Origin of the sequence: uncultured Sphingomonas sp., assembly GCF_913776855.1 — a bacterium.
Classification (GTDB): Bacteria; Pseudomonadota; Alphaproteobacteria; order Sphingomonadales; family Sphingomonadaceae; genus Sphingomonas.
The window spans coordinates 19,636-31,822 of the sequence record NZ_CAJYQD010000004.1 but is presented as its reverse complement, the minus strand read 5'-3'; the positions used below and the strand labels follow the sequence as shown (position 1 = coordinate 31,822).

The 12,187-nt window shown below is 66.3% G+C and carries 13 protein-coding genes and 1 tRNA gene; 9 read left to right on the top strand and 5 right to left on the bottom strand.

The features are described 5' to 3' along the window. From QZ755_RS01085 to QZ755_RS01070, 4 genes are all read right to left on the bottom strand, one after another. Entirely contained in the window at nucleotides 1-711 is a 711-nt protein-coding gene (locus QZ755_RS01085) for a hypothetical protein (RefSeq protein ID WP_294318668.1), read from the bottom strand. Next, nucleotides 708-2,153 (bottom strand): NAD(P)-dependent oxidoreductase, encoded by a 1,446-nt coding sequence (locus tag QZ755_RS01080; RefSeq protein ID WP_294318665.1) that lies wholly within the window; start codon nucleotides 2,151-2,153, stop codon nucleotides 708-710. Before QZ755_RS01080 ends, QZ755_RS01085 begins: the two co-directional genes overlap by 4 nt. A gap of 151 nt (nucleotides 2,154-2,304) precedes the next feature. Beyond that, nucleotides 2,305-3,102 carry an undecaprenyl-diphosphate phosphatase gene (locus tag QZ755_RS01075; RefSeq protein WP_294318662.1) on the bottom strand — a complete coding sequence of 266 codons (798 nt, stop codon included), beginning with the start codon at nucleotides 3,100-3,102 and terminating at the stop codon, nucleotides 2,305-2,307. After that, nucleotides 3,102-4,055: a complex I NDUFA9 subunit family protein gene (locus QZ755_RS01070; protein ID WP_294318659.1), complete on the bottom strand. Its 954-nt coding sequence runs from the start codon at nucleotides 4,053-4,055 to the stop codon at nucleotides 3,102-3,104. The genes QZ755_RS01075 and QZ755_RS01070 overlap by 1 nt, the downstream gene beginning before the upstream one ends. 136 nt (nucleotides 4,056-4,191) lie before the next feature. On the opposite strand from QZ755_RS01070, the gene QZ755_RS01065 reads away from it, so the two are divergent. Beyond that, nucleotides 4,192-4,278 (top strand) — tRNA-Leu (locus QZ755_RS01065). Nucleotides 4,279-4,420: 142 nt separating this feature from the next. Here the strand turns inward: QZ755_RS01065 and QZ755_RS01060 are convergent. Further along, the gene (locus QZ755_RS01060) at nucleotides 4,421-4,750 is read right to left on the bottom strand and encodes a hypothetical protein (protein ID WP_294318657.1); all 330 of its coding nucleotides are present in this window, start codon (nucleotides 4,748-4,750) and stop codon (nucleotides 4,421-4,423) included. Nucleotides 4,751-4,840: 90 nt separating this feature from the next. On the opposite strand from QZ755_RS01060, the gene tldD reads away from it, so the two are divergent. The 8 genes from tldD (at nucleotide 4,841) to QZ755_RS01020 (ending at nucleotide 12,120) form a co-directional block, all read left to right on the top strand. Beyond that, a complete protein-coding gene (tldD, locus tag QZ755_RS01055; protein ID WP_294318654.1) occupies nucleotides 4,841-6,262 on the top strand; it encodes a metalloprotease TldD in 1,422 nt (473 codons plus the stop codon). Then, the gene (locus QZ755_RS01050; protein ID WP_294318652.1) at nucleotides 6,262-6,465 is read left to right on the top strand and encodes a DUF2007 domain-containing protein; all 204 of its coding nucleotides are present in this window, start codon (nucleotides 6,262-6,264) and stop codon (nucleotides 6,463-6,465) included. The genes tldD and QZ755_RS01050 overlap by 1 nt, the downstream gene beginning before the upstream one ends. Nucleotides 6,466-6,611: 146 nt before the next feature. Continuing rightward, entirely contained in the window at nucleotides 6,612-6,950 is a 339-nt protein-coding gene (locus QZ755_RS01045; protein WP_055757464.1) for a P-II family nitrogen regulator, read from the top strand. 11 nt (nucleotides 6,951-6,961) lie between these two features. Next, the gene (locus QZ755_RS01040) at nucleotides 6,962-8,323 is read left to right on the top strand and encodes an ammonium transporter (RefSeq protein ID WP_294318647.1); all 1,362 of its coding nucleotides are present in this window, start codon (nucleotides 6,962-6,964) and stop codon (nucleotides 8,321-8,323) included. A 334-nt stretch (nucleotides 8,324-8,657) separates the two neighbouring features. Further along, nucleotides 8,658-9,452: a thymidylate synthase gene (locus QZ755_RS01035; protein ID WP_294318646.1), complete on the top strand. Its 795-nt coding sequence runs from the start codon at nucleotides 8,658-8,660 to the stop codon at nucleotides 9,450-9,452. Further along, on the top strand, nucleotides 9,449-9,928 hold the full coding sequence (locus tag QZ755_RS01030; protein ID WP_294318644.1) for a dihydrofolate reductase: 480 nt from the start codon (nucleotides 9,449-9,451) through the stop codon (nucleotides 9,926-9,928). The genes QZ755_RS01035 and QZ755_RS01030 overlap by 4 nt, the downstream gene beginning before the upstream one ends. Before the next feature lie 41 nt (nucleotides 9,929-9,969). Further along, nucleotides 9,970-11,181, top strand: a complete 1,212-nt coding sequence (locus tag QZ755_RS01025) for a dipeptidase (protein ID WP_294318642.1) — start codon at nucleotides 9,970-9,972, stop codon at nucleotides 11,179-11,181. Nucleotides 11,182-11,190: 9 nt separating this feature from the next. Continuing rightward, the gene (locus QZ755_RS01020; RefSeq protein ID WP_294318639.1) at nucleotides 11,191-12,120 is read left to right on the top strand and encodes a bifunctional riboflavin kinase/FAD synthetase; all 930 of its coding nucleotides are present in this window, start codon (nucleotides 11,191-11,193) and stop codon (nucleotides 12,118-12,120) included. Nucleotides 12,121-12,187 lie beyond the last annotated feature (67 nt).

The following is a 12,187-nucleotide window of genomic DNA, read 5'->3' as shown; positions in this document are numbered from 1 at the left end:
TCAGTTTCCCTTCGCGGGGGCGGCCAGCGACCGCATCGTCATCATGATCGACTGGGTAACCGCAGGCGTGATCGCCTGCCCCAGCTTGTTCGTCTCTTCGGTCACCGCCGCCTGAAGCTTTGGAACGACCGCCTGGAACCGGCGACCGGTGTCGGTGGCACTGAACTTCGCCAGTTCGCTGACCTGCGCCGGCGTCATCGCCTGTAGCGAGCCGACCATATTCATCGATCCGGTCAGGTCGTTCGTCGTGAGCTCGCCATTGGCCTGCGCTGCTGCCGCAATCTTTGCGGTATCGACATTGGCGGCCACCGCACGTTGCAGCGCCTGCCCGGTCGGCGACAGCAAAAACCGCGTCAATTCCTTCAGGTCCGCATTGGAAAGATCGGCGGCCGCCACCGCGCCGACACGCTGCTGCATGGCCGGCAGGCGTTCGCGATAGATCCGCTCCACCACGGCAGCACCGGCGTCGAGCAGCTTGGCACGTATCCCCGGCGTGCGCTGCTCCATCGCCACGAGCGCCGGCTGCTGCGCCAGTGCGCGCCCACCTTCGGTACGAAACGCGGCGACGGCCGCGCGCGTGGTCATTTCGGCCGGGACATAGGCTTCGCCAAAGGCCCGCGCCTCGGCCGAAAGCGCTGCGGTCGTCACGGGCGGCGGAGCGGGTGCAGCTGCCGGAGCCTGCACCAGCAGCAGGGCAAGCGCACCGATCATGCCGCCTGCCTTTCGGCCTTGGCCTTCGCCTTGAGATAACCGTGCATCCGCTCGGTCACGTCGCGCCCGTCACGGATCGCCCACACGACCAGGCTCGCCCCGCGCACGATATCGCCCGCCGCGAACACACCGTCGAGCGAGGTCATCATCGACTTGCCATCGACCCGCACCGTGCCCCAGCGCGTCACCCCTAGCTCAGGCGCGTCGAACAGCGTCGGCAGGTCCTCGGCATCGAAGCCCAGCGCCTTCACGACCAGATCGGCCTTCAGCACGAACTCGTTACCCGGATCGGCCTCCGGCGCGCGGCGGCCGCTGGCATCGGGCGCGCCCAGGCGCATACCGGTCGCGCGGACCTGCACCACTTGTCCGTCGCGTTCATCGAATGCGGCGGGGGCGGAGAGCCAGACGAACTCGACGCCCTCTTCCTCGGCATTGGCGACCTCGCGCTGCGACCCCGGCATGTTGGCGCGGTCGCGGCGATAGAGGCACTTTACCGACTTGGCCCCTTGGCGGATCGCGGTGCGCACGCAGTCCATCGCAGTATCGCCGCCACCGACGACGACGACATGCTTGCCCGCTGCATTGAGCGAGCCATCGTCATAGGCCGGCACGCTGTCACCAAAGCCAACCTTGTTCGACGCGGTCAGATAGTCGAGCGCATCGACCACGCCGCCGCTGCCGACGCCGGGCGCCTTGATCGCGCGGGGCTTGTAGACGCCGGTCGCGATCAGGATCGCGTCATGCTTCTGCCGAAGTTCGTCGAGCTTCGCGTCGCGGCCGACCTCGAACCCTTCGTGGAAGACGATGCCGCCTTCCTTCAGGCGCTCGACACGGCGCATCACCACCGGCTTTTCCAGCTTGAAACCCGGAATGCCATAGGTCAGCAGCCCGCCCGCCCGGTCGTAGCGGTCATAGACATGGACGTCATAGCCGAGGTTGCGCAGCCATTCCGCCGCCGCCAGCCCCGCCGGACCCGCGCCGACGATGCCGACCGACTGGCCCCGCGCCGGGCCAACCGCGACCGGCTCGACCCAGCCATTTTCCCACGCGGTATCGGTGATGAACTTTTCGACCGACCCGATCGTGACCGCGCCATGGCCCGAAAATTCGATAACGCAATTGCCCTCGCACAGCCGGTCCTGCGGGCAGATGCGGCCGCAGATCTCGGGCATGGTCGAGGTGCTGTTCGACAGCTGATACGCCTCCTGCAACCGCCCCTCGGCGGTCAGGCGCAGCCAGTCTGGGATATGGTTGTGCAACGGGCAATGGACCGAGCAATAGGGGACGCCGCATTGCGAACAGCGCCCCGCCTGATCCTTGGCGGTCGGCGAGGCGTAGCGCTCCGCGATTTCGCGGAAATCCTCCGCCCGCAATTCGGGTTCGCGCTTCGCAGGATAGGATTGCGCACGCGAAACGAACTTCAACATTGCTTGATCGGCCATACTGCCCTCCGAACACCCGGAAAGCATATTTTAGGCCTCAAGTCACGCAACAAACGATCTATAGGTAAGTATAGCTGACTTATCTCTAGGTGAGGATATTACAGTCCTAGTCAAGAAGTTACGTCGTCACTATTTTATGGCCGCATCGGACCTATCGCAGTACCAGCCACACCAGCGCCGCCGAACCTACGACGATGCGATACCATGCGAACGGCGCGAAGCCGAAGCGGCTGACGACCTTCACGAACGCCTTGACCACCAGCAGCGCGACGACGAACGCAGCGACGAAGCCGATCGCGATCCCGTGCAGATCGTCCAGCGTCAGCAGCGCCCGATCCTTGTACAGCGAATAGACCGTCGCCGCGATCATCGTCGGCACGGCCAGGAAGAAGCTGAACTCCGCCGCCGTCCGCCGTTCGACCCCCATCAACAGCGCGCCCATGATCGTCGCGCCCGACCGGCTGACGCCCGGCAGCATCGCCAGGCACTGCATCGCGCCGACCGACGCGGCCTTGCCGACGCTCATCTCCTCGACCGAGCGGATGCGCACGTGCTTCACCATCCGTTCGATCAGCAGGATCAGGATGCCGCCGACCACCAGCGCGGTGGCGACGATCGCCGGCCGCTGCATCACCGCACGGATGCCGTCGTAGAACAACGCGCCCGCAACCAGCGCGGGCAGGAACCCGATCAGGATGTTGCGCGTGAAGGCGATCGCCTGTCGATCCCCGCGCGTCAGGCCCAGTGCGACGCCGGTGAAGCGCTCCCGATACGCCACCAGCACCGCCAGGATCGCGCCGAGCTGGATCGCGATCTTGAACACGACCGAACTGTCGTCGGTATAGCCGAACATCTCACCGGCCAAAATCAGGTGACCAGTGGACGATACCGGCAGGAATTCGGTCAGCCCCTCGATAATGCCGAGGATGACATAGGTGATCCAGTCCATCAGGCGCCCTTCAACACCGTGCGACGCCCGAAGCGCCCGTTCTTGCGGTAGACGACCAGCCAGTCGGGGGCGACCGTCGCCAGCGGCACCGGCCGCACGCCGAACGCCTCGATGCCGGGCAGGTCGTCGCCGACCACATTGTCGCGCGACAGCATCGCCCACTGGTCCTTGCTGATCGGGGTGAACGGCATCGCCGCGATCGCACCGCCCAGGTCGTTGGGAATGTCGAGGAAGCGCACGTCGCGGCCAATCGCCCCGGCGATCCAGCGGTTCAACTCACCCATCGAGATCACATCGGGGCCGCCGATCGCATAGCTGTGTCCGCCGAACGTCTCCGGCTCGGCCAGCGCCTTGACGACGACCTGCGCCAGATCGACGACATAGAGCGGCTGGAACTTCGTCGCCGCCGCCATCACCGGCACCAGCGGACGGCCGATCAGCGCCGGCGCACCCGAGATCATGCCGGCGAAGCGATTGACGAAGCCGTCCTCGCGCCCGAACACGATCGACGGGCGCAGGATGATCGCGGTCGGGAACGCGGCACGCACCGCCGCCTCGCCCGCGGCCTTCGACCGGCCATAGGCGGAGGGCGACGCGGCATCGGCACCGATCGCCGAAATCTGAACGAACGCCTTCGCGCCCGCCGCCGCGGCGGCTTCGGCAACGGTCTGTGCACCCGCGACATGCACCTTGTCGAAATCTCCTTCGAGGATGCCGACCAGGTTCACGACCGCATCCGCGCCCGCCACCGCGCGCGCGACCGTATCGGGCCGCGACAGGTCGGCGGCGACGAACTGCGTCTGCCCCAACCCGCCCTGCGTCCGCAGGTACAGCGCCTGACGCGGATCGCGCTGCGCGATGCGGACGCGCGCGCCCGCCTTCAACAATTCCTGCGCGACATAGCGGCCGACAAAGCCGCCGCCGCCGAACAGCGTCACCAACTGGTTCTTCATCGAGTCCGCCTTTGCCTGTCTCACTCCTCAGGCCCCATGCCGCTCCTGCAGCAAAACGGCAAGGACAACGTAAAAATCGCAAAACAAGTTGTTGACACCCCCGGCGACGGCCCGTAGAGGCGCCCTCCTACCCCGTGCCCAGATGGCGGAATTGGTAGACGCACCAGCTTCAGGTGCTGGCGATCGCAAGGTCGTGGAGGTTCGAGTCCTCTTCTGGGCACCATTTTCGCACAGCGTCGAAAACGCTCGGGGATCGTCGGAACGACGGTCCCCCGAGAGCCTTTGCGATAATTGCTTGCGAGCGTCGGCTGCTCCATCAGCCGTACCCGGATCAGGTAAATGCCGCGAGCCGATACTGGCGTGCGCTATTGATGGCGGGCGAACAAGGTTCGCTGCGCCGGGTTTATGGAGGACCGATCCTGGTCTACCTCCCGCTTGGTCGCCGGGATTTCGCGGTTCTGATTATCGTAGAACAGGGTGCCGTGAATGCCCTGCGCGTCCCGCTTCAGGATCGGTCGCTGCCATAGCGCGCCGAGGACCTTGCCCGCTTCCTGCTGCCCGAGCCGTTTGGCAAGGTCTTCGATCAACTCCATGTCCGTACCAGCCGGAAAGATGGCGGCAAATTCCGCATCGGTCGCCTGAAAGATGCTGAAGGTCGCATTCGATGCGCCATCGATGATCTGGACGTTCTTCATACCGGGACTTTGCCCGATACGAGTCTTTCCGCAAGCCAGCCGTCCGCACGTGCCCATTCCCCCGCGGCACGGGCATCCTATATTGGCGCAATGACCACGACCGACCCCCGTTCGTATCTCTATTCCGGCGACCTCGATCCTGCCGCCGCCCTGCGCGCTACGCAGGCGACGCTCTCGCAAGCCGAGGATGGCGAACTCTACCTCCAGTATCGCCGATCCGAGGCGTTCGGGTTCGACGATGGCCGGTTGAAGACGGCATCGTACGACACCCATGCCGGATTCGGCTTGCGCGCCGTGTCGGGCGAGACAACGGCCTTCGCGCACGCCAACGAGCTGTCCGAAGCCGCCATTCGCCGTGCGGGCGAGACGATGGCGCTGATCGATCCGGCGAAGGGCGCCAAGGCGCCGCCACCGCGCGGCAATAACCGGCACCTCTATACCGCGGCCGATCCGCTCGACCTGATCCCGTTTGCCGACAAGGTGGCGTTGTGCCAGTCGATCGATGCCGCCGCCCGCGCGCGCGATCCCCGTGTCGTGCAGGTATCGGCCAGCCTGATGGGGTCGTGGACCGTGGTCGAGATCGTACGGCCCGATGGCTTCCTTGCCACCGATGTCCGCCCGCTCGTGCGGCTCAACGTATCGATCGTGGTAGAGGCAAATGGCCGGCGCGAGAGCGGGAGCTTCGGAATCGGCGGGCGGTATCTGTACGATTCCCTGTTCGCGGAAGCGACGTGGAACCGCGCGATCGACGTCGCGCTGGGGCAGGCACTGGTCAATCTGGAGGCGGTCGACGCGCCGGCGGGCGAGATGACGGTACTGCTCGGCGCTGGCTGGCCGGGCATCCTGCTGCACGAGGCGATCGGACACGGGCTGGAGGGCGATTTCAACCGCAAGGGCACCAGCGCCTTTTCGGGCCGGATCGGCGAGCGGGTGGCGGCATCAGGCGTGACCGTCATCGACGACGGGTCGATCGCCGACCGGCGCGGATCGCTCAGCATCGATGACGAAGGCACGCCGACCCAGGAGAATATCCTGATCGAGGACGGCATCCTGAAGGGCTATATCCACGACCGGCTGAACGCCCGGCTGATGGGCGTCGCACCGACCGGCAACGGGCGGCGGCAGGATTTTTCGCATGTTCCGATGCCGCGCATGACCAACACCTTCATGACCGGCGGCAAGGATGATCCCGCCGAGCTGCTGTCGCGGGTGAAGAACGGCATCTTCGCCAAATCGTTCGGCGGCGGACAGGTCGACATCGTGTCGGGCAAGTTCGTCTTCTCCTGCACCGAAGCGTACCGGGTCGAGAATGGCCGGATCGGTGCGCCGATCAAGGGCGCGACGCTGATCGGCGACGGGCCGGAAGTATTGAAGCAGGTGCGTGGGATCGGGAACGACTTCGCCTTGGACGAGGGGGTCGGCATGTGCGGCAAGGCGGGGCAGTCGGTACCCGCAGGCGTGGGCCAGCCGACGCTGCTGATCGACGGGCTGACCGTTGGCGGGACGGCCTGATGGCGCTGACCGAACTGGGACGGTTTCCGCGGATCGAGGCACAGATCATCGTCGGCAGACTGGAAAGCGAGGGCGTGCCGGCAGTCGCCTTCGATGGTGAGGCGAGCATCGGCGACGGCAGCTGGCTGCTGATCCCGGTGCGGGTGATGGTCGATGCCGACGATCTCGACGCTGCCCGCGCGATCGTGGACAGCGCTGCCTGAAAAACAGGCAATGTTGCCGCGCTGCACAAATTAACCGCGCATTAAACAGGTGCCTGCGGTCATAACGCCCGGAAAATCCAGCCGGGCGGCTTTGGCACGGTCGTTGCGGTACCCTTTGTCGAGCAACATGTGACACGGGGGGCGACATGAAATTAGTCATCGCCATCATCAAGCCGTTCAAGCTGGATGAGGTACGCGAAGCACTGACCGAGATCGGCGTCGCCGGCATGACGGTGAGCGAAGTGAAGGGATTCGGGCGGCAGAAGGGCCAGACCGAAATCTATCGCGGGGCCGAATACAGCACCAACATGGTGCCCAAGATCAAGATCGAGGTCGTGTGCGACAGCGACATCGCACCCCGCGTGGTCGAGGCGGTGCAGGCTGCCGCGAACACCGGTGCCATCGGCGATGGCAAGATTTTCGTCCTCGACGTCGGACAGGCGGTACGCATCCGCACCGGCGAAACCGACCTGACCGCGCTGTGATGGGGGGCATCATGCAACATCCGAAGAAACTGATGGCCGGCGCCGCGCTCGGCCTGTTCGCCGCGCTGCCCGCCTGGGCGCAGGACGCCGCGCTGCAGGCACCGGCGGCGGCCGCGCCGGCGGCGACCGTGAACAAGGGTGACACTGCGTGGATGCTGGTGTCGACCGTCCTCGTGCTGATGATGATCGTGCCGGGCCTCGCGCTGTTCTATGGCGGCCTGACGCGGACCAAGAACATGCTGTCGGTGATGACGCAGATCGGCGCGGTCGCGTCGCTCGCGATGCTGATCTGGGTGATGTACGGTTACTCGCTGGCGTTCGGCCCCGATGTTGCGAACGCGACGTTGGCGAACTTCATCGCCAGCCCCGGCAAGGCGTTCCTTGCCGGCGTCACCGCCGCGTCGCAGGCGGCGACCTTCACGCCGGGCGTCGAAATCCCCGAATATGTCTTCATCAGCTTCCAGATGACCTTTGCCGCGATCACCATCGCGCTGGTACTGGGATCGGTGATCGAACGGATCAAGTTCGCCGCCGTCATGGTCTTCGCGATCGTGTGGCTGACCATCACCTACCTGCCGATCGCACACATGGTGTGGGCATCGAGCGGCTATTTCTTCAAGGCGGGCGCACTCGACTTCGCCGGCGGTACAGTGGTCCATATCAACGCCGGTGTCTCGGCGCTGGTGCTGGCCATCCTGCTAGGCAAGCGGATCGGTTTCCCCACCGAGCGCATGGCGCCGCATTCGCTGACGCTGACCATGGTAGGCACCGGGCTGCTGTGGGTGGGCTGGTTCGGGTTCAACGCGGGTTCCGCGCTGGAAGCGAACGGCACCGCCGGCCTGGCGATGATCAACACCTTCGTCGCCACCGCATCGGCCGGCCTGTTCTGGATGCTCGCCGAGAAGTTCTCGGGCCACAAGGGGTCGGCGCTGGGCTTCTGCTCGGGCATCATCGCGGGCCTCGTCGCGGTAACCCCGGCGGCGGGCAATTCGGGTCCGTTCGGCGCGATCGTGCTGGGCGCCATCGCCTCGATCGTCTGCTTCTTCGCGGTCACCGTCCTCAAGCCCAAGCTCGGCTATGACGACTCGCTGGACGCCTTCGGCATCCACGGCGTCGGCGGGATCATCGGCGCGATCGGTACGGCGGTCGTCTATGCCCCGTCGCTGGGCGGTCCGGGTGCGGCCGATTACGACATGGGCGCCAAGCTGGGCGTGCAAGTGTTCGCGGTGCTCGTCACCATCCTCTGGGCGTCGATCGGCACTACCGTCGCCTGGTTCGTCGCCAAGGCGCTGACCGGCGGCCGGGTGTCGAAGGAAGTCGAGCTGGAAGGCCTCGACCTCGGCGAACATGGCGAGCGCGCCTATAATTACTGAGTTTCTCCTCTTCCGGGCGGCGGCCTAGTCCCCTGTCGCCCGGACCCACAGTTTCCTCCTGCGGAAAACCCCTGGGCCGGTGTGGCGACACACCGGCTCTTTTTTTGTCTGTTGGTGCCAAGGAAGAAAAGAAGGGCTCACGCGAAGGCGCGGAGACGCGGAGGGGTTGCGTTCGCGGACCTGTCGCGCGTCAGCGCTATCGGTTCGTCCGGTTGCAACGGGGATGAGGCCGCTGGCGCGGGTGACGGCGCAGCAATCGCAACCCCTCCGCGTCTCCGCGCCTTCGCGTGAACCCCTTTTCCTTCTCCCGCTTTGCAGCCTAAGACTGCGCGCCATGACGCCTTACCTCGATCTGATGCAGCGCGCCCTCGACCATGGCGTTCCGACCGATGACCGCACCGGGGTCGGCACCCGGTCGGTATTCGGGCACCAGATGCGCTTCGACCTGTCGGCCGGCTTTCCGGTGCTGACGACCAAGAAGCTGCATTTGCGATCGATCATCATAGAGCTGCTGTGGTTCCTGCGCGGGGACACCAATGTGCGCTGGCTGCAGGAGCAGCGGGTCAGCATCTGGGACGAATGGGCCGATGCAAACGGTGACCTGGGTCCGGTGTACGGCAAGCAGTGGCGCGACTGGGTGGCGGCGGACGGGCGGCATATCGACCAGATCGCCGAGCTGATCCACACCATCCGTACCAACCCCGCGTCGCGCCGACAGATCGTGACCGCGTGGAATCCGGGCGAGCTGCACGCGATGGCGCTGTCGCCCTGCCACTGCCTGTTCCAGACCCATGTCGCCAATGGCCGCCTGTCGTTGCAGCTGTACCAGCGCAGCGCCGACATCTTCCTCGGCGTGCCGTTCAATATCGCAAGCTATGCGCTGCTGACCCATATGCTGGCGCAGCAATGCGATCTGGCGGTCGGCGAGTTCATCTGGACCGGCGGTGACTGCCACCTGTACGAAAACCATCTCGACCAGGCGCGCGAGCAGTTGACCCGCACGCCTGGCCCCCTCCCCCGGTTGGAGATCGTGCGGAAGCCCGACGCGATCGACGGCTATGTCCTCGAGGATTTCGTGCTGCACGATTATGTCGCCCAGCCGCATATCAAGGCGGCGGTGGCGATATGATCGACGCGATCCTGGCGCGGGCCGACAATGGCGTCATCGGGGTCGATGGCCAGTTGCCCTGGCACCTGCCCGCCGACCTGAAGCGGTTCAAGGCACTGACCATGGGTCGGGCGATGGTGATGGGGCGCAAGACGTTCGAGAGTTTTCCATCGCCCCTGCCCGGACGGCGGCACATCGTGCTGACGCGCGACCGTGCCTGGCAGGCGACGGGCGCGGAGGTGGCACATGATCCGGATGCGGCGCTGGCGCTGGCCGGGCCGCAAGCGGCGGTGATCGGCGGCGCGGAGATTGTCGCGCTGCTGCTCCCCCGGATCGAGCGGGTCGAGCTGACCGAGGTCCATGCCCACCCGGCGGGCGACGCGATCGTCCCGCCCTTCACCGGCTGGGTCGAGGCGTGGCGCGAGGATCACAGTGCGCAGGGAGAACGCCCGGCGTACAGCTTCGTCACATTGCTCCGCCCGGCCCCCACCGCGTAAGGAACCGGCGGCACCGCGACCGGTGGCCGAAGGAGGAGCGGATGCGCAGGGCGATCTGGTGGGGCGTGGCGTTGCTGGCGATTGTCGCCGCCGCCTTCTTTGCGCTGGTGCCCGGCATCGTCGAGCGGTCGATGAACAAGGTCGAACCGGCCGGATTGCCGACGGTGCGGCCGGGGATCGCCGGCGTGCAGCGCGTCACCGACATCGTCGACCTGCACGCCGATACCTTGCTGTGGTCGCGCGACGTGCTGACGCGGGGCGACCGGGGGCAGGTCGACCTGCCGCGCCTGCAGGCGGGCAATGTCGCGCTGCAGGTCTTCTCGTCGGTGACGAAGACGCCGCGCGGGCAGAATTACGACAGCAACGACGGCGACAGCGACAATATCACCCCGCTGGTGATCGCACAGTTGCAGCCAGTACGGACGTGGGGATCGCTGCTCAACCGGTCGCTATGGCATGCGACGAAGCTCAGGCGGGCGGCGGCGCAGTCGGACGGGCAGCTGTGGCTGATCCGGTCGGCCGCCGATCTCGATTCGCTGCTGCGCGCGCGAGAGGCGCAAGCCATCGCGTTCCATGACAAGCGACCGGCACCGGTCGGTGCGCTGCTGTCGATCGAGGGACTGAACGGGCTGGAGGGGAGCCTCGCCAATCTCGATCGGCTGTATCGCAGCGGGTTCCGCATGGCAGGCCTGACCCATTTCTACGACAATGCGGTCGCCGGATCGATGCATGGCCGGGCGAAGGGCGGTCTTACCCCGTTCGGACGACAGGTCGTCGCCCGGATGGAAGACAAGGGCATGATCGTCGATGTCGCGCATCTGAGCCATGCCGGTATCGCCGACGTGCTGAAGATCGCGCGGCGGCCGGTGGTGTCGAGCCATGGCGGGGTGCAGGCGACATGCCGGGTCAACCGCAACCTGACCGATGACGAAGTGCGCGGCATTGCGCGGACCGGCGGCATCGTTGGCATCGGATATTGGGCGGGCGCGGTGTGTTCGACCGATCCCAAGGCGATCGCGAAGGCCATCGCCCATGTCCGCGACCTTGTCGGGATCGACCATGTGGCGCTGGGTTCCGATTTCGACGGCGCGGTGACGACGGCGTTCGACACCGCGCAACTGGCGCAGGTGATTCAGGCGCTGGCCGATGCCGGGTTCGACCGCGACGAAGCCGCCAAGGTGATGGGCGGCAATGCGATCCGGGTGCTGCGCGCCGGGATGCAGCCTCTTTCGCCGGCAGCCCCCGCCCGCTAAGGGGCGGCAATGCAGCGTCTGGACGGGGGCGCGGCGGTTCCCGGCCCTTTGCGCGGGGGCATCGTCGCACTGGGCAATTTCGATGGATTCCATGCCGGGCACCAGGCGGTGGTCGGGCGAGCGGTCGAACGCGCGCGGGCCGAGGGGCGGCCGGCGATTGTCGCGACGTTCGACCCGCATCCCCGCCGCTATTTCCAGCCGGGGCTGCCGCCGCTGCGGCTCACCAGCCTCGACCAGCGCGAGCGGCTGTTCGCGGCCGCCGGGGCCGATGCGATGCTGGTGTTCGGCTTCGATGCGGCGCTGGCCGGGCTGTCGGCGGTGGAGTTCGCTGCCGAGCGGCTGGTCGGGCGGATGGGTGTCGGCGGGGTGGTGACCGGCACCGACTTCACCTTCGGCAAGGCGCGCGGCGGCAATGTCGGGGTGCTGAAGGCGCTGGGCGATGCCCATGGCTTTTCGGCCGAGACGGTCGCGCCGGTCGGCGACGGACAGGCGGTGGTGTCGTCGTCGCGCATCCGCGATGCCTTGCGCGAAGGCCGTCCGCGCGAAGCGACCGCACTGATGACCCGCCCCTTCGCGATCGAAGGCGTGGTGGAGCATGGCGCGAAGCTCGGCCGGCAGCTGGGCTATCCGACGGCGAACCTGTCGATGGGCGGCTATCTGCGGCCCGCCTATGGCATCTATGCGGTGACCGGGCGGTTGCCCGACGGGCGGGTGCTCAATGGCGCGGCCAATCTGGGCATCCGGCCGACGATCGAGGGCGAGCCGGTCGAGCTACTCGAACCCTATTTCTTTGATTTTTCCGGCGATCTGTACGGGCAGACGATCGAGGTCGCGTTGATCGACTATCTGCGCGGTGAGGCGAAGTTCGAGTCGCTGGAGGCGTTGAAGGTCCAGATGGCGGCGGATTGTGTGACGGCGCGGGCGGTGTTGGCGCTGTAGAATAAGGTCGTTTTCGCGCGGAGACGCGGAGGGGTAGCAAAGGTGGAACCAGCACCCGCGCCAGCGC